This window comes from Enhydrobacter sp. (assembly GCF_030246845.1).
In the GTDB taxonomy this organism is placed as follows: domain Bacteria; phylum Pseudomonadota; class Alphaproteobacteria; order Reyranellales; family Reyranellaceae; genus Reyranella.
In genome coordinates this window covers 3,175,751-3,200,433 of sequence record NZ_CP126889.1, presented here as the reverse complement: position 1 = coordinate 3,200,433, position 24,683 = coordinate 3,175,751, and the positions used below count along the sequence as shown (strand labels likewise).

Below are 24,683 nucleotides of genomic sequence, written 5' to 3'. Positions count from 1 at the left end.
AGGCCTGCGATGCCCGCCCTCAACCACATCATCGTCCCCGCGAAAGACAAGGATGCCTCGGCGGCATTCCTGGCCGGCATCCTGGGCGTGAAGCTCCAGCCGCAATGGGGCCCATTCCGCCCGGTTCAAACCAGTAACGGAGTCACTCTCGACTTCGTCGATTCCAAGGACGTGCGTACCCAGCACTACGCCTTCCTGGTCGAGGAGGACGAATTCGACGGCGCCTTCGAGCGCCTGAAGAAATCCGGCGCCGCCTACTTCGCCAATCACGACCGCAGCGGCAAGGGCGAGATCAACCACTATTGGGGCGGTCGCGGCGTCTACTTCGACGACCCCAACGGTCACTGGATGGAGCTGCTGACCAGGCCCTACGGCAGCCAACCGTAGGCCCCTCAGCCGTCGACTGGCTCGCCCGCCTCGAGCCAGGCTCGGTAGGCCGCCTTCGTCTCGTCGTTGGGCGGATAGGTGCCGGGGATCGGCTTGCCCTGGCGAACACGCAGCGCGACAAACTTCTCCAGCCGTTCCTGCTCGAAGGAATCGCGCGCCACCTCGTCGGCAATGTGGCGCGGCACGACGATCGCGCCATCCTCGTCGGCGACGATCACGTCGCCAGGATAGACCGGGACGCCGCAGATGCCGACCGGCGCCTGCACCTCGACCGGGTGGAGGTGGTTCATGCTGGGCGGCGCGGCGGCGGCAGCGCAGAATACCGGCAGGTCGAGCTTGCCGATCACCGGCGTGTCACGCATGGCACCGTCGCTCAGGACACCGGCGACGCCGCGCACCTTCAGGCGAAGCGCCAGGATGTCGCCCAGCGTGCCGGCGCGTGTACTGCCTTCCGTGCCGATCACCAGCACGTGGCCCGCCGGCGTTTCCTCGATCGCGGCGCGTTGCGCGGAGGGCGGATCCTGCGGCGTGGGCGGCTTGTCGAGGTCCTCGCGGCCAGGAATGTAGCGCAGGGTGTAGGCAGGTCCGACAAGCCGCGCCGCCTTCGGATTGAGCGGCCGCACCCCGTTCACGGCCGAATTGCGAAAGCCGCGCTTCAGCATCTGCATCGATACCGTGGCCGTGCTGGCATACAGAAAGTTCTTTACGGTCTCCGTCGAGAGCGGCGCTTCGTTGGGCACGATCTTCCTCCAGGTCGATTGCCGTCCTGGGAAGGTCCCGCGGATCGGCAGCGGAGGAAAGTCCCTTGCTTCGGCGTGAATTGCAATCAGCGCGGCCAGGCGCGTGCCGAAGAGGAAGTCTCGGTCAATGGACGCTGAGGGTCCGCGGTGCCGCCGGCGGTCGCCTTGCCGCCATCCGCCTCACCGGCAATCCGGTCCACCGCCTCCGCCAGCGATGCGACGACGACATCGGCTTCCGACTGCTTGACGGCATTGTCGCGATCGCTCTCCGCCAAGGGGCGTGCCCACAATCCAAGGAAAATCCGGGCCTGCGGCAGCCTGCGCCTGGCTCGTCGGACAAGATAGCGTGCACTCGTAAAGCCGCCCGGCTCGAGATAGGCGAGGCAAACGATCCTCACGCCGTGCGCGTCGAGCCGCTGGATATTGGCCGGCGACATCTCGCGGTTCGCAATCACGCGCGCTTCGATGCCACGCTTGCGCAGGAGCTGCGCCAGCATGATGGCCGACGCCTCATCGAGCGAGCCCCGACCAGCGACACACAGCACGGATGCGTCGCGCTTCCCCGCCTCCTCGTGCTCGCCGGACCGTGGAGAAGCGCCATCCGCCGCCCCCTCCCCTGCGGCAGGACCCGGCGCATCGTCGTGGTCGGACAGGTCGTCGACCAGTTCGTCGACGGCATCCCTGATCTGCTCGCGCCGGTCATGATCGAGCACACCGCGATTGACGTCCAACTGCGCGAGCGCGAGCCCCTTGACGGCGATCTCGTCGTAGTAGGCCGACAGCGGATTCTGCTGGAGGAATTCCTCGGCATAGCGTGCCGCCTCGTTGGGGTCGCCGGCGAGCATGCGCTGATAGAAGCTTTCCTCGGGCGCGAGCGCGGGATTGTCGCCCAGCAGGACATCGAGGAACTGCAGATGCTCGACATGCCGACCGACGACGACGAGGCAGACGGTCAGCGGGGTCGACAGGACGAGGCCGATCGGTCCCCACAGCCAGGCCCAGAACGCGGCGGCGACGACGACGGCGACGGGCGACAATCCGGTGCTATGGGCATTGAGCAGCGGTTCGACCACCTGCCCCATGATGAACTCGATGACCGCGAACAGGCCGATGGTCCAGACCAGCATCGACCAGTTGGGATCGACCGCCAATGCGAGGACGGCCGGGAAGAAGGCTGCGATCCACGCACCGATGTAGGGCAGGAAGCGCAGCAGCATGGCGAGGATCGCCCAGAGGACGGGATTGGGCACGCCGATGAAGAACAGGCCCGTGCCGATCAGCAAGCCGAAGGCCGCGTTGATGGCGCTTTCGACCAGGAAATAGCGGCTGAGCCGGCTTACGCCGTCGTCGAGCGCCTGCGTGGTGTGCTGGAGATCGTGCAGGCCGGCGAGCCGGATGAACCGATCCCTCAAATCCTCCCGTTGCAGGAGGATGAAGACCAGGAAGATGATGACGATGCCGGCGGTCGCCAGCGGCGCCCAGAGCGGCTCTATGACTCCCCGGATGACCTGAAGCGGCGTGGCCGGCGGCTCGCGAATCTCCACCGGGAGCGGCTTCTGCTCCTCGGTTGCCGACGCCGTTCCACCCGACGCGCTTGTCGCCGGGCGATTCGTGCTTTCGCTTCCCCTCGTGAGCTCTTTCCGAAGGTCGCTCAGCATCGACGAGGCATGCTCGACGATTCCGCTCCCGGCGGCAGCGCTTCGCAGCGACTGGATCTTCCGATTGATGGTGTACTCGTACCGCGGAAGATTTTCAGCGAGCTGCGCCACCTGCCCGCCGATGAGCGCGGCGATGCCGCAGATCACGAGAATGGCCAGGAGCACCGCCACGATCACCGACGGCACGCGGCCCACGCGCCAGCGCCGCAACCACAGCACGAGCGGCGCCAGCACGAAGCTCAGCAGGATCGCCAGCGCGAGCGGCATCAGCACCTCGCGGCCGAAGTAAAGGGCGGCGACGGTGACGGCAAAGATTGTCGCTGTCGCGGAGGCGCTGACCGGTTGCGCCCTCAGGCGAGCCTCCGACCGCTCCTGGCGGACGAGGGGAGGCACCATGGCCGGCGGGTCCTACCTCTGCCCGGCGCGGCGAGGGAATGTTTCAGGCCCGTCTGACGGCATGAACGATGACCAGCAGAATGATGGCGCCGACGATCGCGACCAGGAGGCTCCATAGATTGAAGCCGGTGATGCCGGCACCGCCCAACGCGGTCATGATCCAGCCGCCGATGACCGCGCCGACGATGCCGATCACGAGATCGAGCACCAGCCCGGCGCCATGGTGGTTCACCACCCTGCTGGCGATGAAGCCGGCGATCAGACCGAGAATGATCCACGCCAGGATAGACATACGTTCCTCCTCCGCTCCGGCGCCTCCCCTCGGGCGCCTCCCCTCGGGCGCGGCGTGGCTAGAACGCCGGCCAGCCCCGATTGTTCCCGCGCAGCGCGCTACAGCAACGAGCCCTGGTTGCCACCGCCGCCATTGCGCCGGCGCGGCGCGCCCGGTGCGGGGCGCGGCGCCGAGCCCACGCCGTCCGTGACCCTGGCACCGATGCGACCATCGGCGAACTGGATGCGAAGCGTATCGCCGGTCCTTGCTTCCACGGCGCTCAGCACGGGATGGCCGTCCTGGTCGCGGACCAGCGCGAAGCCGCGGTTGAGCACGGAGTGGAAGGAATAGCTCTCCAGCAACTTGCCGAGCTGCCCGGTCCGCTCGACGCAGCGGCCCAGCATCTCGCCCATGCATCGCCGCATGCGATCGGTGAACTGCTCCATCCGTTCGGCAGTGCGTTCGATCTTCTGGCGCGTGTCGCCGACATAGCGGCGCATGGCGCCTTCGAGCACGCGCGCCTCGCCAGCCAGCGCCTGCTGCTTGGTATTGATGACGGCGAGCGGACTCACGAGCCGCGCCGCGGCAAGCTGATGGCCCCGGCGCTCGACGAGCTGGCGGACGGCGAGTGCCAGCCGCTCGCCGCAGACATCGAGGCGCTGCTGGCGTTCCTCGATCAGGCGCAGCGGGTCGCCCAGGCCGCGCACCAGGCCCGTGAGCGCCACGTTTGCCTCGCGCAGCGCCCGGCTCATGCAGGCGATGGTGCGCTTGCCGAAATCGAGCGTCTGCGCCAGCAGATCGGCGCGCACCGGCACCGCCATCTCGGCGGCCGCTGTCGGGGTCGGCGCGCGCCGGTCCGAGGCGAAGTCGATCAGGGTCGTGTCGGTCTCATGGCCGACGGCGGAGATCAGCGGGATGGCCGACGCCGCCGCGGCGCGGACCACGACCTCCTCGTTGAAGGCCCAGAGATCCTCGAGGCTGCCGCCGCCACGCGCCACGATCAGCACATCGGGCCGCGGGACAGGCCCCTGTTGCGGCAGCCTGTTGAATCCGGCGATGGCTGTCGCCACCTCGCCGGCCGCCTTGTCGCCCTGCACCGCGACCGGCCATACGAGGACCCGGCGTGGGAAGCGGTCGGCAAGACGGTGGAGAATGTCGCGGATCACGGCGCCCGACGGCGAGGTCACGACCCCGACCACCTCGGGCAGGAAAGGCAGCGGCCGTTTGCGCGCGCCATCGAACAGACCTTCGGCGGCAAGCTTGCGGCGACGGTCCTCGAGGAGCTTCAGCAGCGCGCCCTCGCCCGCGAGCTCGAGCCGATCGATGATGATCTGGTAGCGCGAGGAGCCGGCGTAGGTCGTGATCCGGCCAGTGGCGATCACCTCCATGCCCTCCTCGATCTTGATGCCGAGTCGGGGCACCGTGGTCTTCCAGCATACGCCGTCGAGCACCGCGTTCTCGTCCTTCAGCCGGAAATAGCAGTGGCCCGAACGCGGGAACGAGGGCTGGCTGATCTCGCCGCGCACGCGCACGCGCGGGAACGCCCCCTCGAGCTGGCGCTTCAGCGCGAACGACAGCTCGGAGACGGTGAATTCCGGAACATTGCTCGAGGCGGCATCGGGGCCATTCGATTCCATCATCAGACGCTACACCCGTGCATCGATGCAGACGATCGGGCCGTTCCAGGCGAGCAGTCTGCTGTCCGATGTGGTCAGGGATGCTCGCATCCTGATCGCTGTAGCAACAATAAACCGGTCCATCGGATCGCCGTGGAGATCGGCCAAGGCCACGGCCTCAATGGCCAGCTCACCATCGAGTGGCACTTCTTCTATCCCAGACCGAAGAGCATCCAAGCGCCACCTGTACACAGGTCGATCCAAGATGATGCGCTTCTTCTCCACGAGCATGGCAACTTCCCAGAACGAGGCTGCCGACGCCATCAGCCGACTGCTACGAAGCGCATGCTCGATCTCTCCAGTGGCACGCTCTCCCAGTTCAATGTTGTCGCCGAGAAGCCAGATCAAGGCGTTGGTGTCGAGAAGAACACTCATTCCTTGAGGGCTTCCCATTCCACATCGAGAGGCTCATTGAGATCGCCCAAGATGGTGACGGATCCTTTGAGGGCACCACGGATCGACCGAGGCTTTTCCACGAACGGCACGATCTCGGCCACGGGCTTCCCGTTCTTGGTAACGATCACACGCTCATGCTTGGCGGCAACCTCGTCCAGGACGCCCAAAAACTTCGCTTTGCACTCCGACGCTTTCATGGTTCTTGTCATGGCTGGACCCGAGATGTGACCATGGTCGTGACTATGGTCATATTGTCGGAATCGAGCAGGATTTCAAGAGGTTGAGTCTATGCGGATCTTGGTGGTGGGCAGCGGCGGCCGCGAACACGCCCTGTGCTGGGCCATCGCCGCCTCTCCTTTGTGCACAAAGCTTTTCTGCGCCCCCGGCAATGCCGGCATCGCCGGGATCGCCGAGTGCGTCGAGGTCGGCGCCGAAGATATAGCCGGGCAACTGGCTCTGGTGCAGCGGGAAAAGATCGATTTCGTGGTGGTGGGCCCCGAGGGCCCGCTGGTGGCCGGCCTCGCCGACCGGCTGGCCGGGGCCGGCATCAAGGTTTTCGGCCCGTCGGCCAAGGCGGCCCGGCTCGAAGGCTCCAAGGGTTTCACCAAGGACCTTTGCCGCCGCCACGGCATCCCGACGGCAGCCTACGAGCGCTTCACCGACGCGGCCAAGGCCCAGGCCTACATCGAGGCGCAGGGGGCGCCGATCGTTGTGAAGGCCGACGGCCTCGCCGCCGGCAAGGGCGTGGTCGTGGCCGAGACCGTGCAGCAGGCGATCGACGCGGTGCGGGATATGCTGTCGGGCAACCGCTTCGGGGCCGCCGGCGCCTCGGTCGTCGTCGAGGAGTTCATGGAGGGCGAGGAAGCGAGCCTGTTCGCGCTCTGCGACGGCGAGCATGCATTGGCGCTTGCCGGTGCGCAGGACCACAAGCGCGCCTTCGACGGCGACAAGGGTCCGAACACCGGCGGCATGGGCGCCTACTCGCCCGCCCCCGTCCTCGATGCGGCGATGGTCGAACGGGCGATGCGGGAGATCGTCCTGCCGACGGTGCGCGGTCTTGCGGCCGACGGAGCGCCCTACAAGGGCGTTCTCTACGCCGGGCTGATGATCGGCCCAGAGGGCCCGCGGCTGGTCGAATACAACTGCCGCTTCGGCGATCCCGAATGCCAGGTGCTGATGATGCGGCTCAAGTCCGACATCGTGCCGGCGCTGTTGGCCTGTGCCGAGGGCGGCCTCGGCCATTTCGATCTGCGCTGGGCCAACGATGCCGCCCTCACCGTCGTGATGGCGGCGAAGGGCTATCCGGATGCCTACGAAAAGGGCAGCGAGATCCGCAACCTCGATGCCGCCGGCGAGGTCGAAGGCGTGCAGATCTTCCATGCCGGCACCAGGTTCGGTCCGGACGGCAAGCGTGTGTTAGCCAATGGGGGACGCGTCCTCAACGTCACGGCGATGGCGCCCACGGTGGAGGACGCCCGGTCGCGGGCCTACCGTGCCGTCGATCTCATCGACTGGCCTCAGGGCTTCTGCCGCCGCGATATTGCATGGCGGGCCGTCACCCGGCGGTCGTGACAGCCGGCGGCCGTCAAGGCTAGGTTGGTTCCATGCCCGATTCTCCCGATCTCTCGCAGCGCCTGCTCGCGCAGTTGCGCTTCCCCTGCGGCGACGTGCCGGCGGCAGGCGACATCAAGAACATCGCGCCAGGCATCTATTGGCTGCGCATGCCCCTGCCCTTCCAGCTCAATCACATCAACCTGTGGCTGATCGAGGAGAAGGACGGCTGGACGCTGGTCGACACCGGCATCAACTCGCAGGCGACACGCGACCTGTGGGAACAGATCTTTGCCACCAGGTTCGCCGGCAAGCCACTGACGCGCGTGGTCGGCACGCATCTGCACCCCGATCATATCGGCCTCGCGGGATGGCTGTGCGCGCGCTGGAATGCGCCGCTGTTCATGACGCTCGGCGAGTACATGAGCGCCATCGCCGCGCGCAACGACTTCATCGAGAACGAAGAGGTGCGCGCCGGCCATCTTCGGCGCAACGGCGTGCCGACCGACAAGATCCCGCTTTTCCATCGCCACAAGGGGGGCTACGCGAAGGGGGTGGTGCCGTTGCCGACCGCCTTCCAGCGGCTGATCCATGCCCATCCCATCACCTTGGGCGGCCACCGCTGGGATGTGATCGTGGGCCGCGGCCACGCGCCCGAGCATGCCTCGCTGTGGTGTCCGGAGCTCAATGTGCTGATCGCAGGGGACCAGGTCCTGCCCAAGATCAGCACCAATGTCGGCGTCTGGCCCAACGAGCCGCTCGCCGACGCGCTGACCTGGTTCCTCGACGGCTTCTCGCGGTTCCGGCGCCTGCCGGCCGATGCGCTGGTGCTGCCGAGCCACGGCTTTCCGTTCGTCGGGCTGCATACCCGCCTCGATCAGCTCATAGCGCATCACGACGCGCGCATGAACGACATGACCAACGCCATCGCCCGAGCCGGCGCCAGGGGCGCGACCGGCTGGGACATGGTGCCGGTGCTCTTCCCGCGCCATCTCGACAACAACCAGGTCGTCTTCGCCTTTGGCGAGACGCTGGCCCACCTCCATTGTCTCGAGACGCGTACCCGCGTAAAGCGCGAGGTGGTGGGCGGCGTGCACCGCTTCATCGCCCTCGTCGATCCGCTCGCCCAGCCGCCGGTCGACGACTCGGACGCCGACGTGATGGATATCGGCCCGACCTGAGGCGGGGTATCGTCGTCTCCTGATGCGCGTCGGTCTTTTCGATTTTGCGCTGCCGGACGAGCTGATCGCCCAGCGGCCCGCCTGCCCGCGCGATTCGGCGCGGCTTCTCGATGTCGCGGCCGCGGGCTTCGGCGACCATGTCGTGCGCGATCTGCCGAAGCTTCTGCGGCCCGGCGATCTCATGGTGTTCAACGACACCAGGGTCATTCCAGCACGTCTCAAAGGGGTACGCGCCGGCGGCCAGAGCCGGCGAGATGTCGCGGTCGAGGCCCTCCTTGTGCGCAAACTCGGCGGCGGGCGCTGGCTTTGCTTCGGCCGTCCGGTCAAGCGCTTGAAGGTTGGCGACCGGATCTCGTTCGCGGGCGGGCTGCAGGCCATGGTGGAAATGATCAACGCCGACGGCTCGATCGCGCTCGCCTTCGAGCGCAGCGGCAGCGACTTTCTCGCCGCGCTCGAGGGTGCCGGAGCCGTGCCACTGCCGCCCTATATTCGCGGCGGCATCGCCGATGCGCGCGACCGGACCGACTATCAGACGCTGTTCGCCAAGGTCGATGGCTCGGTCGCCGCGCCGACGGCCGGCCTGCACTTCACGCCGGAGCTGATGACGGCGCTCGCCCAGGCCGGCATTGCAACCGCAAACGTCACGCTCCATGTCGGGCCGGGCACCTTCCAGCCGGTGCGGGTCGAGGACACCGGGCAGCACGCCATGCATGCCGAATGGGGAGAAGTGCCGCCGCCGACCGTCAAGGCGATCGAACGTACGCGGCAGGCCGGCGGACGGGTCGTCTCGATAGGCACCACGGCGCTGCGTCTGCTCGAGTCGGTGGCCCGCGACAACGACGGTGCAGTCACGGCGTGGAGCGGCGAGACCGACATCTTCATCACGCCCGGCTTTCGCTTCCGCGCGGTCGATCTGCTGATCACCAACTTCCATCTGCCGCGATCGACGCTTTTCATGCTGGTTTCGGCCTTCGCCGGGCTCGACCGCATGAAGGCGGCCTACGCGCACGCGATCGCGCGGCGATATCGCTTCTATTCCTACGGCGATTGTTGTCTGTTGCGCCGATGAGTCTTTCGTTCGACTTGATCGGCGTCGACGGCTTTGCCCGCCGCGGGCGGCTCGGCACGGCGCACGGCACGATCGAGACCCCCGCTTTCATGCCGATCGGCACCGCCGGCACGGTCAAGGCGATGATGTCCGACTCGGTGAGGGCGACCGGCGCCGAGATCATCCTCGGCAACACGTTTCATCTCATGCTGCAGCCGGGCGCGGAGCGCGTCGCGGCGCTGGGCGGGCTTCACAGGTTCGTGAACTGGCCCGGACCGATCCTGACCGATTCAGGAGGATTCCAGGTCATGTCGCTGAAGGACCTGCGCAAGCTCGACCGCGACGGGGTCACCTTCCGCTCGCCGCGCGACGGCTCGCAGCATCGCCTGACGCCGGAGCGTTCGATCGAGATCCAGCACCTGCTCGACGCCGACATCACCATGTCGTTCGACGAATGCACGACCTGGCCGGTCGAGGAGGCGGCGGCCGCGCAATCCATGCGGCTTTCGATGATCTGGGCCGAGCGTGGCAAGCGGGCCTTCGTGCGGCGACCCGGCTACGGGTTGTTCGGGATCGTGCAAGGCAGCATCTTCCCGGCTCTGCGCGCGCAGAGCGCCGGCGTGCTCGCGGATATCGGGTTCGACGGCTATGCGGTCGGCGGGCTGGCTGTCGGCGAAGGCCGGGAGCTGATGTTCAAGACCCTCGACACGACGGTGCCGCTCCTGCCCGCCGGCAGACCGCGCTATCTGATGGGTGTCGGGCGACCGGCCGATATCGTGGGTGCCGTGCGGCGCGGCATCGATATGTTCGACTGCGTGCTGCCGACACGCGGCGGCCGCACCGCGCAGGCCTTCACGCGCCGTGGCGAGCTCAATCTGCGCAACGCCCGTCATCGCGACGATCCGCGGCCGATCGACGAGCAATGCGCTTGTCCCGCTTGCCGGAATCACAGCCGCGCATATCTCCATCACCTCGTTCGCAGCGAGGAGATCCTCGGAGCGATGCTGCTCACGTGGCACAATCTCCACTATTATCAGGACATCATGCGCGGCTTGCGCAGCGCCATCGAAAACGGCTCACTCTGCCACTGGATCGCCGCATTCGAGAAGGAACAAAGCCGAGGAGACCTGCCGGAAATCTGAGGGAGAACAGAGGCATGCCCAACGAGGCATTGATCGTGGTCGACATGCAGAACGACTTCTGCGAGGGCGGTACGCTTGCCGTCCCCGGGGCAAATGCCATCGTGCCATTGGTCAATCGTCTGATCGGCCGGTACGACAATGTGATCCTGACGCAGGATTGGCATCCCGCCGGCCATGCCTCCTTCGCCAGCAGCTGGAAGGATGCCGAGCCTTACGGAACGGTGCAGTTCCCCTACGGCCCGCAAACCCTATGGCCGGACCACTGCGTGCAAGGCACCGTGGGGGCCGCCTTTCATCCCGGCCTCGATACGACCAAGGCGCAGATGATCGTGCGCAAAGGCTTTCATACCGGCATCGATTCCTATTCGGCGTTCCGCGAGAACGACCGCATGACGCGCACCGGTCTCGACGGCTATCTCAAGGCGCGCGGCTTCACGCGGCTGGTGTTCTGCGGCCTCGCCTTCGACTACTGCGTCTCGTGGTCGGCGATCGACGCCCGGCAGGCGGGCTTCAATGTCGGAGTCGTGCTCGACGCCACGGCATCGATCGACGTCGACGGCAGCCGCAAGCGCAAGCTGACCGAACTGCGTCAGGCCGGCATCAACCTGAGCGAGACGCCGTGACGCCCTAACGGGCGCTCAGACACGTTCGAGGGCGAGCGCGATGCCCTGGCCGACGCCGATGCACATGGTGCAGAGCGCGCGTTTGCCGCCGGTCGTCTCGAGCTGATTGAGCGCGGTGATCATCAGACGGCCGCCGGAAGCGCCGAGCGGATGGCCGAGCGCGATGGCGCCACCGTTCGGATTGACATTATCGGCGTCGTCGGCAAGGCCGAGCTGGCGCAGCACCGCGAGCGCCTGCGCGGCGAAGGCCTCGTTGAGCTCGATCGTGTCGAAGTCCTTCACCGTCATGCCGAGCTTGGCCAGGAGCTTGCGCGTCGCGGGCATCGGGCCGATGCCCATCACGCGCGGCGGGACGCCGGCCGACACGGCAGCGAGGATGCGGGCGCGCGGCGTCAGACCGTTCGCCTTGGCAGCCGCTTCCGATGCGATGATCATCGCGCAGGCGCCGTCGTTGATGCCGGACGAGTTGCCGGCCGTCACCGATCCGCCCTCGCGAAAGGCCGGCGGCAGCTTGGCCAGTGTCTCCATCGTCGTCTCGCCGCGCGGATGCTCGTCTTTCCCGACGACGATCTCGGCCTTGCCCTTCTTCGCGGTGACCGTGACAATCTCCTTGTCGAAGAAGCCGCGATCCTGGGCCGCCTTGCAGCGGCGCTGGCTGCGATAAGCGAAGGCGTCCTGGTCGGTGCGGCTGATCTGGTGCTCGGTGGCGACGTTCTCGGCCGTCTGCCCCATCGGATCGATGCCGTAGGCGGCCTTCATCTTCGGATTGACGAAACGCCAGCCGAGCACCGTGTCCTCGAGCTTCATGCTGCGGTCGAAGGGCCCTTCGGGCTTGCCCATGACATAGGGCGAACGGGTCATGCCTTCGACGCCGCCGGCGATGATCATGTCGGCCTCGCCGAGCTTCACGGCGCGCGCCGCATGGCCCGCCGCCTCCAGGCCCGAGCCGCAGAGGCGGTTGACGGTGGCGCCTGCCACCTCGACCGGCAGGCCGGCCAGCAGGCCCGCCATGCGCGCCACGTTGCGATTGTCCTCGCCGGCCTGGTTGACGCAGCCATAGATCACGTCGTCGACCGCGCCCCAATCGACGCTCCCGTTGCGCTTCATCAGCGCCTTGATGGGATGGGCGGCAAGGTCGTCGACGCGCACCGTCGACAGGCCGCCATTGTAGCGACCGACGGGGGTGCGGATGGCGTCGCAGATATAGGCTTCGGTCATCTTGGGGACTCCCAACGCAACAGACGTTCCGCCCCGGTTAGCATCGGCCAAACGTCCTGCCAATGCCCTGCCTGAGGCAGGGCCATGCAGCGAAAGGGAGACGGAAACCCTGGCTGACGACCGCGGACCGAAGTAAAGCGGTCGCAGGCCGCTCTACGACAGGCGATCCTGCGTCACGCCTTGACCAGCCGCAGCCGCGGCACCTCGTTGGTGACCAGCTTGCGATAGATCTCGAGATACTCGTTGGCCATGCGCCGCGCCGTGAAACGCTCCTCGAAGCGGGCGCGGATCTTGGCCCGCGACAGGCTTCCCAGGCGATTGCGGATGGCATCCGACGCCTCGATCTCGTCCTTGACGATGAAACCCGTGAGGCCATCTTCGACGATCTCGGGCACGGAGCCACTGCCGTAGGCGACCACGGGCGCACCGCAGGCCATGGCTTCGATCATCACCAGGCCGAACGGCTCGGGCCAGTCGATCGGCATCAGCAGCGCCTCGGCGCCGCTCAGGAACTCCGACTTTTCGCGGTCGCTTATCTCGCCGACGAACTCGATGCCGGGAAGCTGCAGCAACGGCTCGATCTCCCGCTCGAAATATTCCCGGTCGACGGCGTCGACCTTGGCGGCAATCTTGAGCGGCATCTTGCAGCGCACGGCGATGCGGATCGCCTGATCGGGCGCCTTCTCCGGCGCCACTCGGCCCAGAAAGGCAAGATAGCCGCCTTTCGCCGGCCGCGGCGCCAGCAAGTTGGCCGGCAGCCCGTGATGAACAGTCTTCACCCAATGCGCCTGCGGCAGCGGCTTGCGCTGGTTGTGTGAAATCGAGATCACCGGCACCGACGGAAAGGCATCGAACACGGCCTGATGCTCCGGCAAATCAAGGCGGCCATGCAAAGTTGTAATGAAGGGCGTCGCCTGCCGGGAAAAGAGAGAGAAAGGATAGTAGTCGAGATGGAAGTGCAGGACGTCGAACTCCTCCGCCCGCTGACGTACATGCTCGATCATCGCCATATGTAGCGCCACCGGATCGCGGACGGCCCCGTCCAAGCGAAGGGCCCGGGGCCACATCGGCTGCAATTTCGCTTTGGTCAGCGAGTCGCCGCTGGCGAAGAGGGTGACGTCGTGGCCCATCTCCACCAGTTCCTCGGTCAGCCAAGAGACAACGCGCTCCGTGCCGCCATAGAGTTTGGGGGGAATGGCCTCGGTCAGCGGAGCGATCTGCGCAATACGCATTAACTTACCTCCAGGTTGCGGCGCTGCGTTGGTCAAGGAAGATTGCGGTGACCATGCGGCGGACCTTTTTTTGTCACAGGCAAATCTCCCCTCTGGTGCCGCCGAATTGCCCGATAGAGCATTAGGCTGTGGCGATGCTCAGCCTTTGTAACTACGCCGGACGCCCCGTTGCGTTCCTGTTGCGGTACGTTCGTCGTCGGCCTTTGGCGCATACGGCAATTCTCGTCGCCGTTCTCGGGGCCGTGGGCTGCTCCGTCAGTACCCAGTATGCGGTGAAATTCCTCGTCGATACGCTGGCAGCGGGAACATCCCACCCAGGCATCTGGATGGCCTTCATCGTCCTCGTCTCGCTGGTCGCGGCCGACAATCTTCTGTGGCGTCTCGGCGGCTGGGTCGCCAGCCATGCCTTCGTCGGCGTGAGCGGCGACTTGCGCGGCGATCTGTTCCGCCATCTCACCGGCCACGCGCCCAGTTACTTCGCCGACCGGCTGGCCGGCACGCTGACCGGCCGCATCACCGCCACGTCGAACGCCGCCTTTGCGGTCGAGAACCTGTTCATGTGGAACGTCCTGCCGCCATGCGTGGCGACGGCGGGCGCCATCGCCTATCTCGCGGCGGTGAGCCTCCCGATGGCCGGTTCGCTGACGGCGGTCGCCGCCGTACTCATTGTCGTTCTGTTCAAGCTCGCGGCCGCCGGCACGCCCCTTCACCATGGCTTCGCGGACAAGGCCGCCCGTGTCGAGGGCGAGTTGGCCGATGTGATCGGCAATATGCCGCTGGTGCGCACGTTCGGCGCCACCGCGCGCGAGCATGTGAGGTTCGACGAGACCGTCGGGCAGGAAATGACGGCGCGGCGCAAGAGCCTACTCTATCTCGAGCGGCTGCGTTTGCTGCACGCCGCAGTCACGATCATCCTGACGGTGGCGATGCTGGCCTGGGCGATCCTGCTCTGGCAGCGCGGCCGCGCCTCCACCGGCGATGTCGTGCTGGTCTGCACGCTGGGCTTCACCATCCTGCATTCCACACGCGATCTCGCCGTGGCCCTCGTCGACGTGACGCAGCACATGGCGCGTTTGTCCGAGGCGATCGGCACCTTGCTGCAACCCCATCAGCTGCGCGATCACCCGGAGGCGACGGCGCTCGAACCCAAGGACCGCGGCATCGAGTTCGAGGGCGTTTCTTTCAGCTATCCCAGCGGCGACAAGGTGTTCGACAAGCTCAGCCTGCGCTTCGATGCCGGCAAGCGCACCGGCCTGGTGGGTCCGTCCGGCGGCGGAAAGTCGACCATCCTGTCGCTGCTGCAGCGCTTCTATGATGTCGACCAGGGCCGCATCCTGATCGATGGCCAGGACATTTCGCGCATCACGCAGGACAGCATCCGGCGTGCCATCTCGTTCGTGCCTCAGGATATCAGCCTGCTGCACCGCTCCGTGTTCGACAACATCCGCTACGGCAAGCCCGAGGCGACCGAGGCCGAGGTGTGGAAGGCCGCCGAAGCCGCCTGTTGCCGAGACTTCATCGAGGCCCTGCCGCAGGGCTTCGAGACGATCGTCGGCGACCGCGGGGCCCGCCTGTCCGGCGGCCAGCGCCAGCGCATCGCCATCGCCCGCGCGCTGCTGAAGGATTCACCGATCCTGCTGCTGGACGAGGCGACATCCTCCCTGGACAGCGAATCGGAGGAAGCGATCCGCCAGGCGCTCGACCACCTGATGCAGGGCCGCACCGTCGTCGCGATCGCGCACCGCCTCTCCACTTTGCGCAACTTCGATCGTATCGTGGTGCTGCAGGATGGCCAGGTGATCCAGGAAGGAACGCCCGACGAGCTGCTGCACCGGCGCGGCCCCTACCGCATGCTGATCGACGACGAACTTGCCCGGCTGACCCGGCGCGCGGCAGCCTGATTCGAATACTTGACGGGTTGACCGGTTAGGTAGACCGTAAGGCCATGCCTGCCCGCAGCTTCGCCCTGTTCGACACGCCGATCGGCACCTGCGGCCTCACCTGGAGCGCCGAGGGAATTGCCGGGCTTCAGCTTCCCGAACCGACGGCCGCCGCCACGCGAGCCAGAGTGCGGCAACGCTGGCCAAGCGTCCAGGAGACGCCGCCGCCTCCCGGTATCCAACGCGCCATCGACCGCGTGCAGGCCCTGCTCAGGGGCGAGACGACGGACCTTGGCGACATCCCTCTCGATCTCGGCGCGGTCCCCGAGTTCCATCGCCGCGTTTACGATGTCGCGCGCACCATTCCGCCCGGCCATACGATGACCTACGGCGAGATCGCCCGCCGCCTCGACGCGCCGCACGCATCGCGCGAAGTCGGGCAGGCGCTCGGCCGCAACCCGGTCGCCATCATTGTTCCCTGCCATCGCGTTCTCGGAGCCGACGGCAAGATGGGTGGCTTCTCGGCCACCGGCGGTGTCGCCACCAAGCGCCGCATCCTCGAGATCGAAGGCGCATCGGCGTTGGGTGCGGGACCGTTGTTCGAGGCGACAGCCTCCCACGATGGCTGACTTCGACTTCGACCACCGCAAGGCCGTTCGGCATTTGAGGACCGCCGATCCCGCCCTGGCCGAGGTCATGGCGCGCGTGGGACCGTTCGCCATGGCGCTCAAATCCTCCTGCAGCCTGTTCACCGCGCTCGCCGAGGCGATCGTCTACCAGCAGCTTTCCACAAAGGCCGCCGCCACCATCTACGGCCGCGTCGAAGCGCTGTTTCCCTGCAGCAGCAACGGCTTCACGCCGCAGGACGTTCTGCGCGCCCCGCCGGACACGTTACGCGCCGCGGGTCTCTCGGCTGCCAAGGTCCTGGCGCTGCAGGACCTCGCCCGCCGTGTCCAGGACGACGAACTGCCCTTGCTCGAGGAGGCACGCACGATGGACGATGCCGCTCTGATCGATCGACTGATCGAGGTGCGCGGCATCGGTCGCTGGAGCGCGCAGATGTTCCTGATGTTCCGCCTGGGACGGCCCGATATCCTGCCGCTCGAGGACTACAGTTTGCGCAGGGCCTATGCCATCGCCTTCCGCAAGCGCGCCCTGCCTTCGCCTCGGACACTCGAAAGACATGGCGAGAAGTGGCGACCCTACCGCACCGTCGCCTGTTGGTACTTGTGGCAAACGCTCGACCTCCCGCCGGTGTGAAGAAGCGTTCATGGACGCCACTGGAGTGACACGTCGAGCATGACATAATCGGCCGCATGGCACTGCTCCTCTCCAGCACCGTCGACCGCACGCTCGAGCGCCTGCGCCAGGCCTTCATCGAAACCGCCCGCGGCGCGCGCGAGGCGGTGGGAGCGCCGCTTCGCCCCGACCTGCCCGACGACGACGTGCCGCGACTGAAGGGCCGCATCGATGCCTGCCTCGAGGGCAAGGGCGGCGAGCCTGCGCGACGCGCCCGCGCCGCGGAGCTGGGTGAGGCGTACCTGTCGCTCTCGCCTGCCGGAAGGCGGAAGTTTCTGCTGACCCTTGCCCACGACTACGGCCTGCCGCGCGAGGCGGCCCTCGCCCAGGTCGAGCGCTGGCGCGCCTCCAAGGAGCCGCCGCGTGCGCTGGTCAGGGCGCTCGAACCGCCGGCCGTGCACCTCCTGCGGGAGTTCGTGGGTGTGCCACAGGGCGTCAAGTTCGTGGTCGATCTGCGCGCCGAGCTGATGACGCTCGGCAAGACCGACGCCGCCGCCCGCACCCTGAGCGAGGATCTGCGGACCCTGCTCGCTGCGTGGTTCGACGTCGGCTTCCTCGATCTGGTGCGCATCGACTGGCGCTCCTCGGCGGCGCTCCTCGAGAAGCTCGTCACATACGAGGCCGTACACACGATCCGCTCCTGGCGCGACCTCAAGAACCGGCTCGATTCGGACCGGCGCTGCTTTGCCTTCTTTCATCCGCGCATGCCGGACGAGCCGCTGATCTTCGTCGAGGTGGCGCTGGTGAACGGCATGGCCGGCAGCGTGCAGCGCCTGCTCGATGCCAGGGCGGAGACGTCCGATCCCGAGCACGCCAACACCGCGATCTTCTATTCGATCTCCAACTGCCAGCAGGGGCTGGCAGGAATCAGCTTCGGCAACTTCCTGATCAAGCGCGTCGCCGAGGAGCTGGCCCGTGAGCTGCCTAACATCAAGGACTTTGCCACGCTTTCCCCCGTCCCCGCCTTGCGCCAGCATATCGACGGCCGGCTGAAGAACGAGGGCGACAGCGCGCTGACCAGCGCCGAGATCGCATCCCTGGTGCCGGTCACCAACAATGCAACCCGGGGTGCTGCCGCGGTGCGCGAGCTCCTCGACAGACCGGTCTGGTGGGAGGTGCCGGCGATCGACAAGGCGCTGCGGCCGATCCTGACGCGGTTCACCGCGCGCTACCTCACCAGCACGGATGAACGGGGGCGCGCGATCGATCGCGTGGCCCGCTTCCACCTCGGCAACGGCGCAATCGTGGAGCGCATCAACTGGCTGGCCGACGTCAGCGCCAACGGGCTCAAGCAGTCCTACGGCATCATGGTGAACTACCGCTACAAGCTCGGCGACGTGGACGCCAACCACGCCGCCTACGCCAACGGCCGCGTCGTCGCCAGCCGCGAGGTGCGGGCGGCGGCGCGGATGTAGACGCGCCCGCTGCCGTCAAGGCAGGATGGCTATCTGTTCAGATAATTCAGCTTCAGCCCTGGCCGTGGCCATTCGAAGCTCACGAGCCTGCCGGTCATGGAAAGCGTGGCATAGGCCGTGCGCAGCTCCTTTCCGCCGAAGCAGACGTTGGTGACCATCGGATCCGGAAGCTTGTATTGCGTCACCGACTGGCCGTCGGGCGAGATGTCGGACACGGCGCCGGTGATCAAGGTTGCCACGCAGATGTGACCCGCCGAATCGACGGCCAGCGAATCGAACATCTGATAGCCGCCGAGGCCCGTGATCACGCGGCCCTTCTCGCCACGATAGGGCCCGTTGGCGTCCTTGATCGTGCCGGGACCGGAAAGCTCGAACGCCCAGCAGCGCGCGGTCGGCGTCTCCACGACATAGAGTGTCCTCTCGTCGGGCGAGAGGCCGCAGCCGTTCGGTCGCTCGAGGGGAAAAACCTTTTCCTCGATCTTCGAGCCATCGGCCTTGGCGTAGTAGACCGCGCCGCGATCGCTGTCGCGCTCGCGCGTCTTGCCGAGATCGGTAAACCAGAAGCCACCCTCCTTGTCGAACACCAGATCGTTCGGCCCGTTGAGACGGCGGCCGTCGCAGGAGTCGTACAGCGTCTCGACCTTGCCCGTCTCCGGATCCACGACCTGGATCGAGCCGCCCTTGTAGCTGGCCGGCTGCGTGCCGGGAAACATCCGGCCGTCCGGACGCTGGATCCAGTTGAAGCCGCCGTTGTTGCAGACATAGATCTTGCCGTTCGGCCCCATCGCCGCGCCGTTGGGGCCACCGCCGAGCTTGGCGACCACATGCTGCTTGCCGTCGGGCATGACGCGAGTCAGCGTTTCGCGCGCGATCTCCACCAGAATCACCGAACCGTCGGGCATGGCGATCGGCCCTTCCGGAAACCTGAGACCGGAAGTGATTTCCTTGTGCGGCGTCATCGATGCTCCTCTTACTTTCCCTTGAACGCGGGCTTGCGCTTGGCGAGGAAGGCCGCGACGCCCTCCTTGAAGTCGGCACTCTTGCCGAGCTCGCGCTGAAAGTCGCGTTCGACGTCGAGTTGCGCCGTGAGCGTGCTCGTCGAAGCGCGGTTCATCGCCTCCTTGATGCGGGCAAGCGACTGCGTCGGCCCGTCCGCCAGCCGGCGCGCCAGCTCGGTCGCGGTCTTCATCAGCTCGCCATCCTCGACCACCTCCCAGACCAGCCCCCACTGCTTGGCCTGATCGGCGGCGATTTGCGGTGCCAGCATGGCAAGAGCGCGGGCACGGGCGTCGCCCACCAGTCGTGGCAGGAACCATGTGCTGCCACCGTCGGGCAGCAGTCCGATGCGCGCGAAGGCCTGCAGGAACGAGGCCGATTTGGCCGCGACGGCGATGTCAGCGGCCATGACGAAGCTCATGCCCACGCCGGCCGCCACCCCGTTCACGGCGGCAACGATGGGCTTGGGCATCGTCCGCATGGTGCGGATCACCGGATTGAAGAACTTGTCGAGCGCCGCGCCCGAGTCGGCGGTGGCGCTCGTATCGCGATCCGGATCGGCGAGATCGGCGCCGGCGCAGAAGCCGCGACCCGCCCCGGTCAGCAGCACCGCCCGCACGGAGCTGTCGCCGGCAAGCCCCTCCCAGCACTCCTTGAGCTCAGCAACCATCTTGCGCGAGACCGCATTCAGCTTGTCGGGCGCGTTGAGCGTCAGCGTCGCCAGCCCGTCGGCCATCGCCAGTTCGATCTTCTGGTACATCATCCTACCGTCCCGTGAACTGTGCCGGCCGCTTGGCCAGGAATGCCGCGACCCCCTCCCTGAAATCGGCGCTCTGCCCCAGCGCCCGCTGGCTGTCGCGTTCCAGGTCGAGCTGCTGGTCGAGCGTGTTGGTCGCGGCCGCGTTGATGGCCCGCTTGATCGCGGCATAGGAGAGCGTCGGGCCGGACGCGAGCCGGCGCGCGAGCGCGGTCGCCTCGGCCATCAGCTTCGACTCGTCGACGACCTGCCAGATCATGCCCATGCGTGCGGCGTCCTCCGCTGGCACGGACGTCCCCAGCATGGCGAGCGCACGGGCACGGGCATCACCCACGGCATGCGGCAGGAACCAGGTGCCGCCGAGATCCGGAAGCAGCGCAATGCGCACGAAGGCCTGGTCGAAGCGGGCCGAGCGCGCCGCCAGCACGATATCGCAGGCCAGCGCCAGGTTGGCACCGCCGCCCGCCGCCACGCCATTGACCGCGGCGACGACCGGCTTGGGCAGGTTGCGAATGGCGCGGATCATGGGATTGTAGAGCCGCTCGATGACCACACCGAGATCGGGCCTGCCATCGGCCCCGGTCGCTGTGCCGGTGCCGGTGCCCGCGAGATCCGCGCCGGCGCAGAAACCGCGGCCGGTGCCCGTGATGAGGACGGTCCGGACCTCCGATTCCGCCAGCGCCCGATCGAGCTGCTCGATGATCATGCCGATCAGCTCCTGGCTCATCGCGTTCAGCCGCTCGGGACGGTTGAGGGTCAGTGTCAGCACCCCGCTCTCCAGCACGGCTTGCAGGGGCGTTTCCTTGGTCGTGTCTCCCATGGCCACAGACTGGCATGCGCACCGGCCCGCGCCAACCGGTCGCGTCGCAGAGCGACACCCGCTCCCGTATCCCGGACAAAATGTCCTCGATCCTGATCCTGGTCGGCACCGAGTCGGGCAACGCCCAGATGGTCGCGGACGCCCTGAAGCCCGTTCTCGAAACCTCGGGACATGCGGTCGATGTCAGCGATCAGGCTGCCTCGGCCGCCGATCTGCAGGCTCACGACGTCCTGCTGGTGGTTTGCGCCACGCACGGCTCGGGCGACATCCCGACCAACATCCTGCCGCTGGCCGAGACGCTGGAACGCGAACGGCCCGATCTTTCCGGCCACCGCTATGGCGTAATCGCGCTCGGCGATATGACCTATCAGGACACGTTCTGCGGCGGCGGCAAGAAGGTCGACCAGGTGCTCGAGCGCTGTGGCGCCACGAAGATCGGCGACCGGCTCGAGGTCGACGCGTCGAGCCAGCCGCTGCCCGACGAGGAAGCACTGGCCTGGGTCGAGGGCTGGAAAGGCCTGGTCTGACCCGCGGAAGCCTGGCCGCCGGGATTTACGGCAGGGTGAACACCTCGACAGGTTCCGGCACCCCGCGAAGCGTATGGCGGCCCATCGAGACCAAGGGCTGCGCCGTGGCGTCCTTGAACTCCGCCGAAGCAAGCACCGGGACGCCCAGCTCCTTGGTCAGGCTCTCCAGCCTTGCGGCGCGATTGACGGCAGGGCCGATGACCGTGAAGTCGAGCCGGTCCTCCGTCCCGACATTGCCGAAGGTCACCGGACCGATATGCAAGCCGATGCCGAACCGCACCGGATCGTGGCCGCCGGTCGCGCGCGCCTCGTTCGCCGCCGCGACCTCGTCGATCAACTGGCGCGCCGCCGCCAGCGCATTGGCCGTCACCATAGGCAGGAAGAGTGCATCCTCGGCCGGGAAATAGGCCATCACGCCGTCGCCGATGAACTTCAGGATCTCGCCGCCGTGCGAGGTCAAAGCGTTGCCCACGAGCTGGAGGTAGTTGTTCAGAAGCTCGAGGAGATCGGCCGGCGCCATGCGCTCGTTGAGGCCGGTGAAGTCGCGCAGGTCGGAGAACCACAGGACGGCGTTGATCTCGTGCCCATCGCCGCGCTTGATCAGCCCGCTCATGATCTGCTCGCCGACGATGCGGCCGAGATAGGTGTCGAGGAGCGTCGTCGACAGGCGCTGGTTGATACGGCTTTCGACGATCGGCGCCATGTAGTCCATCAGATGATGGAACTTGACGATGTCGCCGTCGGTGAAGCCGCTCGGCCGATCGGTCATGAAGGTGACGGCCGGCGGCCGTCCATAGGCGACCCGCATGGGCGCGGCGTAGTAGTCGGTGCCGCCCATGGCGGCAAGCTCGTGCAGCACCGCATGGTTCTCGGCCGAAAGCCTGTCGAGCCGATAGCGCACCGGCTGGCGCGTCTCGGCGAGCTCCTGGATCGGGCTGCCAATATAGGATGGCGACTGCTCGATGCCGTGCGGCCGGCTTGCCTGCTCCACCTGGCCGCCGCGCCGCCACTGGATGCCCATCGTGCGCCACTGCGGATGGATGGCCTGCAGGCCGATCGTGAAGCGGGCGAGCGGTGCACCCGCCGCCACCAGCCGGTTGGCGGTCTCCCCGACGAGCTTGGCCGGGTCGGCGATCAGGCGCCCTTCGCGCGCGAGCCAGTCGATGACCGGCTCGACCCGCCAGTCGAGCGCCGCGGCGGGCGCCGAATCAGGCACCCACCACCGCCTGCACCTCCTCCGACGAGGTCCGGTAGACCTTGTTCGTCGCGAGGTCGGCGATCTTGTCGATATTGCCTTCCACGTCCTCGATGGTCGGTGCCCGACCCCGGATGCGAACGCCGGGCGCCTCGCGATATTCGATGCGGGCGAAGTAGCCCGCGCCCGCACTCCAGATCTCGCCGGTGCGCTGGCATTGCTCGCTGCAGAGATAGGCGACCATCGGTGACACGTACTCGGGCTTGAGCTTCTCCAGCACTTCGGGCGTCATCAGGCTCTCGGTCATGCGCGTGCCGGCCACGGGCGCCAGCGCGTTGACCATGATGTTGTATTTCTGGCCCTCGAGGCGCAGCGCGTTCATGAAGCCCACCACGGCGAGCTTGGCGCCGCCATAGTTCGACTGGCCGAAATTGCCGTAGATGCCGGAATTCGACGAGGTCACGACCACGCGGCCATAGGCCTTGGCGCGCAGGATCGGCCAGGCCGCATGCGTGACGTAGGCGGTGCCGAGAAAATGCACCTTCACGACGAAGTCGAAATCCTCGACCGTCATGTTGTGGAAGGTCTTGTCGCGCAGGACGCCGGCATTGTTTACGACGATGTCGACAGTTCCGAAAGAGTCGACGGCCGTCCTGACGATGTTGGCCGCGCTCTTGGCATCGGCGACCGAATCGTAGTTGGCGACGGCCTGGCCGCCCGCCTTCCTGATCTCGTCGACGGCCTTGTCCGCCGCGGCGTGGCTGCCGCCCTTTCCGTCGACCGCGCCGCCCGGATCGTTCACCACCACCTTGGCGCCGCGACTCGCCAGCAGGAGTGCATGCGCACGGCCGAGGCCATTGCCGGCGCCGGTGACGATGGCGACGCGATTGTCGAAGCGGATGGTCATGGTTCTCAATCTCCCTACGACATCCAGGTAGTCCGGGAGAGCTTATAAGACCATCACCGGCGTGGAGCACCATGTTGGGTGCCCCGCGGCTGTTTCAACCCTGAACGAACGCCGACCTCAAACGCGCTGCAGGATCACGACCGATGCAACCGCCTCTTCCATGCCGATGACGCCGCCGCCGTTTTCGGCCAGCGCGACTTCTGCACCCTTGACCTGGCGCTGACCGGCCTCGCCGCGAAGCTGGGTCGCCAGCTCGGCCAGCATGGAAAGACCGGTGGCACCGACCGGATGCCCCTTGGAGACGAGGCCGCCCGAAGTATTCACGGGCAGCCTGCCGCCGGGCCCGGTGGCGCCAGATTCCACGAACTTGCCGCCCTCGCCTTCGGGGCAGAAGCGCAGCATCTCGCACTGATAGATCTCGCAGAAGCTCGTGGCGTCGTGCACCTCGGCCACGTCGATGTCCTGCGGGCCAAGGCTGGCCATTCTGTAAGCCTTGTCGGCGGCCGCGCGTGTGAGGCCGGGCTTGTCGAGCTCGCGATACATACCGCCGGAGAAGCCCACACCGGCGATCCTGACGGCGCGTTCGCGCACCCTTTTCGGCAGCTTCTCGAGATATTCCTTCGAGCAGAGCAGCGCCGCCGCGGCGCCATCGCCGATCGGTGCGCACATGGCGCGGGTCAGTGGATAGGAAACCGGCCGGTCCTCCAGCACCGACTGCGGCGTCATCTGGAAGCGGTACTGCGCCTTCTCGTTCAGGGAACCGTAGTTGTGGTTCTTGGCCGCACCGATCGCGATCTGTTCCTGGGTCGTGCCGTACTTCCACATGTGCCACTTGGCCTGCATGGCATAAGTGTCCATGAAGATGGTGCGGTCATCGCCCGGCTCGAACCTGGCGCCGACCATCTCGCCCACGCGGTTCATCTCCGCCACCAGACGGTCATGCTGGTCCGTGATGTAGCCCTGGTTGAAGAGACTGGCGGTGCGCTCCGGCGCTTCGGGACTGAAGAGTTTTTCGATGCCGATGCAGAAGGAGAGCTCGTGCGTGCCCGCCAGCACGTCCTTCCATGCCCCCATGAAGGCGGTCGAGGCGGTGGCGCAGGCATTCTCGACGTTGAACATGGGCACGCGCTCGGGAAACAGCCCTTCCTCGACCAGCGGCTGGAACAGCGCCTGGGCGCGGATCGAGTTCTGGCCCCAGAAGCCCATGCCGCAATTGCCCAGCCAGCCCGCCTCGATGTCGGCCCCGGTCTTCATGCCGGCATCCGCCAGCGTGCCCAGATAGGCCTCCCGCGCAAGGTCGGCGAAGCTCATGCCGGGGTGCTTCTTGAACGCGGTCGTATAGGCGCCGACCACATAGACGTCGCGCAT

25 protein-coding genes are annotated in these 24,683 nt (G+C 66.8%); 11 read left to right on the top strand and 14 right to left on the bottom strand.

Going from position 1 to position 24,683, the window contains the following annotated elements; genetic code table 11:
* The first annotated feature begins 9 nt into the window (after nt 1–9).
* Nucleotides 10–387 (top strand): VOC family protein, encoded by a 378-nt coding sequence (locus OJF58_RS16040; RefSeq protein WP_300778712.1) that lies wholly within the window; start codon nt 10–12, stop codon nt 385–387.
* A 5-nt stretch (nt 388–392) separates the two neighbouring features.
* Here OJF58_RS16040 and OJF58_RS16035 read toward each other — a convergent pair whose 3' ends face one another.
* The 6 genes from OJF58_RS16035 to OJF58_RS16010 all read right to left on the bottom strand — a co-directional run bounded on the left by OJF58_RS16035 (nt 393) and on the right by OJF58_RS16010 (nt 5,721).
* Complete coding sequence (locus OJF58_RS16035) at nt 393–1,127, bottom strand: ribonuclease activity regulator RraA (RefSeq protein WP_300778711.1); 735 nt, start codon at nt 1,125–1,127, stop codon at nt 393–395.
* Between the two features lie 86 nt (nt 1,128–1,213).
* Nucleotides 1,214–3,181 (bottom strand): AI-2E family transporter, encoded by a 1,968-nt coding sequence (locus OJF58_RS16030; RefSeq protein ID WP_300778710.1) that lies wholly within the window; start codon nt 3,179–3,181, stop codon nt 1,214–1,216.
* 43 nt (nt 3,182–3,224) lie between these two features.
* A complete protein-coding gene (locus tag OJF58_RS16025) occupies nt 3,225–3,473 on the bottom strand; it encodes a GlsB/YeaQ/YmgE family stress response membrane protein (RefSeq protein ID WP_300778708.1) in 249 nt (82 codons plus the stop codon).
* Between the two features lie 98 nt (nt 3,474–3,571).
* Nucleotides 3,572–5,092: an exodeoxyribonuclease VII large subunit gene (gene xseA, locus OJF58_RS16020; protein WP_300778707.1), complete on the bottom strand. Its 1,521-nt coding sequence runs from the start codon at nt 5,090–5,092 to the stop codon at nt 3,572–3,574.
* 6 nt (nt 5,093–5,098) lie between these two features.
* Entirely contained in the window at nt 5,099–5,503 is a 405-nt protein-coding gene (locus tag OJF58_RS16015; protein WP_300778705.1) for a type II toxin-antitoxin system VapC family toxin, read from the bottom strand.
* Nucleotides 5,500–5,721, bottom strand: coding sequence for a type II toxin-antitoxin system prevent-host-death family antitoxin (locus tag OJF58_RS16010; protein WP_300778704.1), 222 nt, complete (start codon nt 5,719–5,721; stop codon nt 5,500–5,502). The genes OJF58_RS16015 and OJF58_RS16010 overlap by 4 nt, the downstream gene beginning before the upstream one ends.
* 91 nt (nt 5,722–5,812) lie before the next feature.
* On the opposite strand from OJF58_RS16010, the gene purD reads away from it, so the two are divergent.
* Genes purD through pncA form a run of 5 tightly spaced genes read left to right on the top strand, consistent with a single transcriptional unit; the run spans nt 5,813 to nt 11,069 of the window.
* Nucleotides 5,813–7,096 (top strand): phosphoribosylamine--glycine ligase, encoded by a 1,284-nt coding sequence (gene purD, locus OJF58_RS16005; protein ID WP_300778703.1) that lies wholly within the window; start codon nt 5,813–5,815, stop codon nt 7,094–7,096.
* Between the two features lie 32 nt (nt 7,097–7,128).
* Nucleotides 7,129–8,256 (top strand): MBL fold metallo-hydrolase, encoded by a 1,128-nt coding sequence (locus tag OJF58_RS16000; RefSeq protein ID WP_300778701.1) that lies wholly within the window; start codon nt 7,129–7,131, stop codon nt 8,254–8,256.
* Nucleotides 8,257–8,278: 22 nt separating this feature from the next.
* Nucleotides 8,279–9,325, top strand: coding sequence for a tRNA preQ1(34) S-adenosylmethionine ribosyltransferase-isomerase QueA (gene queA / locus OJF58_RS15995; protein WP_300778700.1), 1,047 nt, complete (start codon nt 8,279–8,281; stop codon nt 9,323–9,325).
* Entirely contained in the window at nt 9,322–10,446 is a 1,125-nt protein-coding gene (gene tgt, locus OJF58_RS15990; RefSeq protein WP_300778699.1) for a tRNA guanosine(34) transglycosylase Tgt, read from the top strand. The genes queA and tgt overlap by 4 nt, the downstream gene beginning before the upstream one ends.
* 14 nt (nt 10,447–10,460) lie before the next feature.
* Nucleotides 10,461–11,069: a bifunctional nicotinamidase/pyrazinamidase gene (gene pncA, locus OJF58_RS15985; RefSeq protein ID WP_300778698.1), complete on the top strand. Its 609-nt coding sequence runs from the start codon at nt 10,461–10,463 to the stop codon at nt 11,067–11,069.
* A 15-nt stretch (nt 11,070–11,084) separates the two neighbouring features.
* On the opposite strand, the gene pcaF is transcribed toward pncA, so the two are convergent.
* Together pcaF and OJF58_RS15975 are read right to left on the bottom strand one after the other, a co-directional pair.
* Nucleotides 11,085–12,287 (bottom strand): 3-oxoadipyl-CoA thiolase, encoded by a 1,203-nt coding sequence (pcaF, locus tag OJF58_RS15980; RefSeq protein ID WP_300778697.1) that lies wholly within the window; start codon nt 12,285–12,287, stop codon nt 11,085–11,087.
* A gap of 173 nt (nt 12,288–12,460) precedes the next feature.
* The gene (locus tag OJF58_RS15975) at nt 12,461–13,519 is read right to left on the bottom strand and encodes a glycosyltransferase family 4 protein (protein WP_300778696.1); all 1,059 of its coding nucleotides are present in this window, start codon (nt 13,517–13,519) and stop codon (nt 12,461–12,463) included.
* 134 nt (nt 13,520–13,653) lie between these two features.
* Here OJF58_RS15975 and OJF58_RS15970 point away from each other — a divergent pair, with 134 nt between their 5' ends.
* From OJF58_RS15970 to OJF58_RS15955, 4 genes are read left to right on the top strand one after another with little or no spacing between them, the layout of a single operon-like run.
* The gene (locus tag OJF58_RS15970) at nt 13,654–15,420 is read left to right on the top strand and encodes an ABC transporter ATP-binding protein (RefSeq protein ID WP_300785290.1); all 1,767 of its coding nucleotides are present in this window, start codon (nt 13,654–13,656) and stop codon (nt 15,418–15,420) included.
* Nucleotides 15,421–15,464: 44 nt separating this feature from the next.
* Nucleotides 15,465–16,028: a methylated-DNA--[protein]-cysteine S-methyltransferase gene (locus OJF58_RS15965; protein WP_300778694.1), complete on the top strand. Its 564-nt coding sequence runs from the start codon at nt 15,465–15,467 to the stop codon at nt 16,026–16,028.
* Nucleotides 16,021–16,659, top strand: coding sequence for a hypothetical protein (locus tag OJF58_RS15960; protein ID WP_300778693.1), 639 nt, complete (start codon nt 16,021–16,023; stop codon nt 16,657–16,659). Before OJF58_RS15965 ends, OJF58_RS15960 begins: the two co-directional genes overlap by 8 nt.
* A 56-nt stretch (nt 16,660–16,715) precedes the next feature.
* Nucleotides 16,716–18,113, top strand: a complete 1,398-nt coding sequence (locus OJF58_RS15955) for a malonyl-CoA decarboxylase family protein (protein WP_300778692.1) — start codon at nt 16,716–16,718, stop codon at nt 18,111–18,113.
* A 29-nt stretch (nt 18,114–18,142) separates the two neighbouring features.
* Here OJF58_RS15955 and OJF58_RS15950 read toward each other — a convergent pair whose 3' ends face one another.
* The 3 genes from OJF58_RS15950 to paaG are packed head-to-tail and all read right to left on the bottom strand — an operon-like array spanning nt 18,143 to nt 20,686.
* Complete coding sequence (locus OJF58_RS15950) at nt 18,143–19,072, bottom strand: SMP-30/gluconolactonase/LRE family protein (RefSeq protein WP_300778691.1); 930 nt, start codon at nt 19,070–19,072, stop codon at nt 18,143–18,145.
* 11 nt (nt 19,073–19,083) lie between these two features.
* On the bottom strand, nt 19,084–19,872 hold the full coding sequence (locus tag OJF58_RS15945; RefSeq protein WP_300778690.1) for an enoyl-CoA hydratase-related protein: 789 nt from the start codon (nt 19,870–19,872) through the stop codon (nt 19,084–19,086).
* 1 nt (nt 19,873) lies between these two features.
* Nucleotides 19,874–20,686 (bottom strand): 2-(1,2-epoxy-1,2-dihydrophenyl)acetyl-CoA isomerase PaaG, encoded by an 813-nt coding sequence (gene paaG, locus OJF58_RS15940; RefSeq protein ID WP_300778689.1) that lies wholly within the window; start codon nt 20,684–20,686, stop codon nt 19,874–19,876.
* Between the two features lie 80 nt (nt 20,687–20,766).
* Here paaG and OJF58_RS15935 point away from each other — a divergent pair, with 80 nt between their 5' ends.
* On the top strand, nt 20,767–21,213 hold the full coding sequence (locus tag OJF58_RS15935; RefSeq protein ID WP_300778688.1) for a flavodoxin domain-containing protein: 447 nt from the start codon (nt 20,767–20,769) through the stop codon (nt 21,211–21,213).
* A gap of 25 nt (nt 21,214–21,238) precedes the next feature.
* Here OJF58_RS15935 and OJF58_RS15930 read toward each other — a convergent pair whose 3' ends face one another.
* The 3 genes from OJF58_RS15930 to OJF58_RS15920 form a co-directional block, all read right to left on the bottom strand.
* Nucleotides 21,239–22,429 (bottom strand): adenylate/guanylate cyclase domain-containing protein, encoded by a 1,191-nt coding sequence (locus tag OJF58_RS15930; RefSeq protein ID WP_300778687.1) that lies wholly within the window; start codon nt 22,427–22,429, stop codon nt 21,239–21,241.
* Entirely contained in the window at nt 22,422–23,315 is an 894-nt protein-coding gene (locus OJF58_RS15925) for an SDR family oxidoreductase (RefSeq protein WP_300778686.1), read from the bottom strand. Before OJF58_RS15925 ends, OJF58_RS15930 begins: the two co-directional genes overlap by 8 nt.
* A gap of 117 nt (nt 23,316–23,432) precedes the next feature.
* A complete protein-coding gene (locus OJF58_RS15920; protein WP_300778685.1) occupies nt 23,433–24,683 on the bottom strand; it encodes a thiolase family protein in 1,251 nt (416 codons plus the stop codon).

What these genes read in the sequence shown, in the direction of transcription:
- paaG (WP_300778689.1), bottom strand. Translation starts at nt 20,686, where the DNA reads ATGGGAGACACGACCAAGGAAACGCCCCTGCAAGCCGTGCTGGAGAGC.
- OJF58_RS15935 (WP_300778688.1), top strand. Translation starts at nt 20,767, where the DNA reads ATGTCCTCGATCCTGATCCTGGTCGGCACCGAGTCGGGCAACGCCCAG.
- OJF58_RS15920 (WP_300778685.1), bottom strand. Translation starts at nt 24,683, where the DNA reads ATGCGCGACGTCTATGTGGTCGGCGCCTATACGACCGCGTTCAAGAAG.
- OJF58_RS16015 (WP_300778705.1), bottom strand. Translation starts at nt 5,503, where the DNA reads ATGAGTGTTCTTCTCGACACCAACGCCTTGATCTGGCTTCTCGGCGAC.
- purD (WP_300778703.1), top strand. Translation starts at nt 5,813, where the DNA reads ATGCGGATCTTGGTGGTGGGCAGCGGCGGCCGCGAACACGCCCTGTGC.
- queA (WP_300778700.1), top strand. Translation starts at nt 8,279, where the DNA reads ATGCGCGTCGGTCTTTTCGATTTTGCGCTGCCGGACGAGCTGATCGCC.
- OJF58_RS15945 (WP_300778690.1), bottom strand. Translation starts at nt 19,872, where the DNA reads ATGATGTACCAGAAGATCGAACTGGCGATGGCCGACGGGCTGGCGACG.
- OJF58_RS15960 (WP_300778693.1), top strand. Translation starts at nt 16,021, where the DNA reads ATGGCTGACTTCGACTTCGACCACCGCAAGGCCGTTCGGCATTTGAGG.
- OJF58_RS16000 (WP_300778701.1), top strand. Translation starts at nt 7,129, where the DNA reads ATGCCCGATTCTCCCGATCTCTCGCAGCGCCTGCTCGCGCAGTTGCGC.
- xseA (WP_300778707.1), bottom strand. Translation starts at nt 5,092, where the DNA reads ATGATGGAATCGAATGGCCCCGATGCCGCCTCGAGCAATGTTCCGGAA.
- OJF58_RS16030 (WP_300778710.1), bottom strand. Translation starts at nt 3,181, where the DNA reads ATGGTGCCTCCCCTCGTCCGCCAGGAGCGGTCGGAGGCTCGCCTGAGG.
- OJF58_RS16025 (WP_300778708.1), bottom strand. Translation starts at nt 3,473, where the DNA reads ATGTCTATCCTGGCGTGGATCATTCTCGGTCTGATCGCCGGCTTCATC.
- OJF58_RS16010 (WP_300778704.1), bottom strand. Translation starts at nt 5,721, where the DNA reads ATGAAAGCGTCGGAGTGCAAAGCGAAGTTTTTGGGCGTCCTGGACGAG.
- OJF58_RS15950 (WP_300778691.1), bottom strand. Translation starts at nt 19,072, where the DNA reads ATGACGCCGCACAAGGAAATCACTTCCGGTCTCAGGTTTCCGGAAGGG.
- OJF58_RS16040 (WP_300778712.1), top strand. Translation starts at nt 10, where the DNA reads ATGCCCGCCCTCAACCACATCATCGTCCCCGCGAAAGACAAGGATGCC.
- OJF58_RS15925 (WP_300778686.1), bottom strand. Translation starts at nt 23,315, where the DNA reads ATGACCATCCGCTTCGACAATCGCGTCGCCATCGTCACCGGCGCCGGC.
- tgt (WP_300778699.1), top strand. Translation starts at nt 9,322, where the DNA reads ATGAGTCTTTCGTTCGACTTGATCGGCGTCGACGGCTTTGCCCGCCGC.
- pcaF (WP_300778697.1), bottom strand. Translation starts at nt 12,287, where the DNA reads ATGACCGAAGCCTATATCTGCGACGCCATCCGCACCCCCGTCGGTCGC.
- OJF58_RS15975 (WP_300778696.1), bottom strand. Translation starts at nt 13,519, where the DNA reads ATGCGTATTGCGCAGATCGCTCCGCTGACCGAGGCCATTCCCCCCAAA.
- OJF58_RS15965 (WP_300778694.1), top strand. Translation starts at nt 15,465, where the DNA reads ATGCCTGCCCGCAGCTTCGCCCTGTTCGACACGCCGATCGGCACCTGC.
- OJF58_RS15970 (WP_300785290.1), top strand. Translation starts at nt 13,654, where the DNA reads ATGCTCAGCCTTTGTAACTACGCCGGACGCCCCGTTGCGTTCCTGTTG.
- OJF58_RS15955 (WP_300778692.1), top strand. Translation starts at nt 16,716, where the DNA reads ATGGCACTGCTCCTCTCCAGCACCGTCGACCGCACGCTCGAGCGCCTG.
- pncA (WP_300778698.1), top strand. Translation starts at nt 10,461, where the DNA reads ATGCCCAACGAGGCATTGATCGTGGTCGACATGCAGAACGACTTCTGC.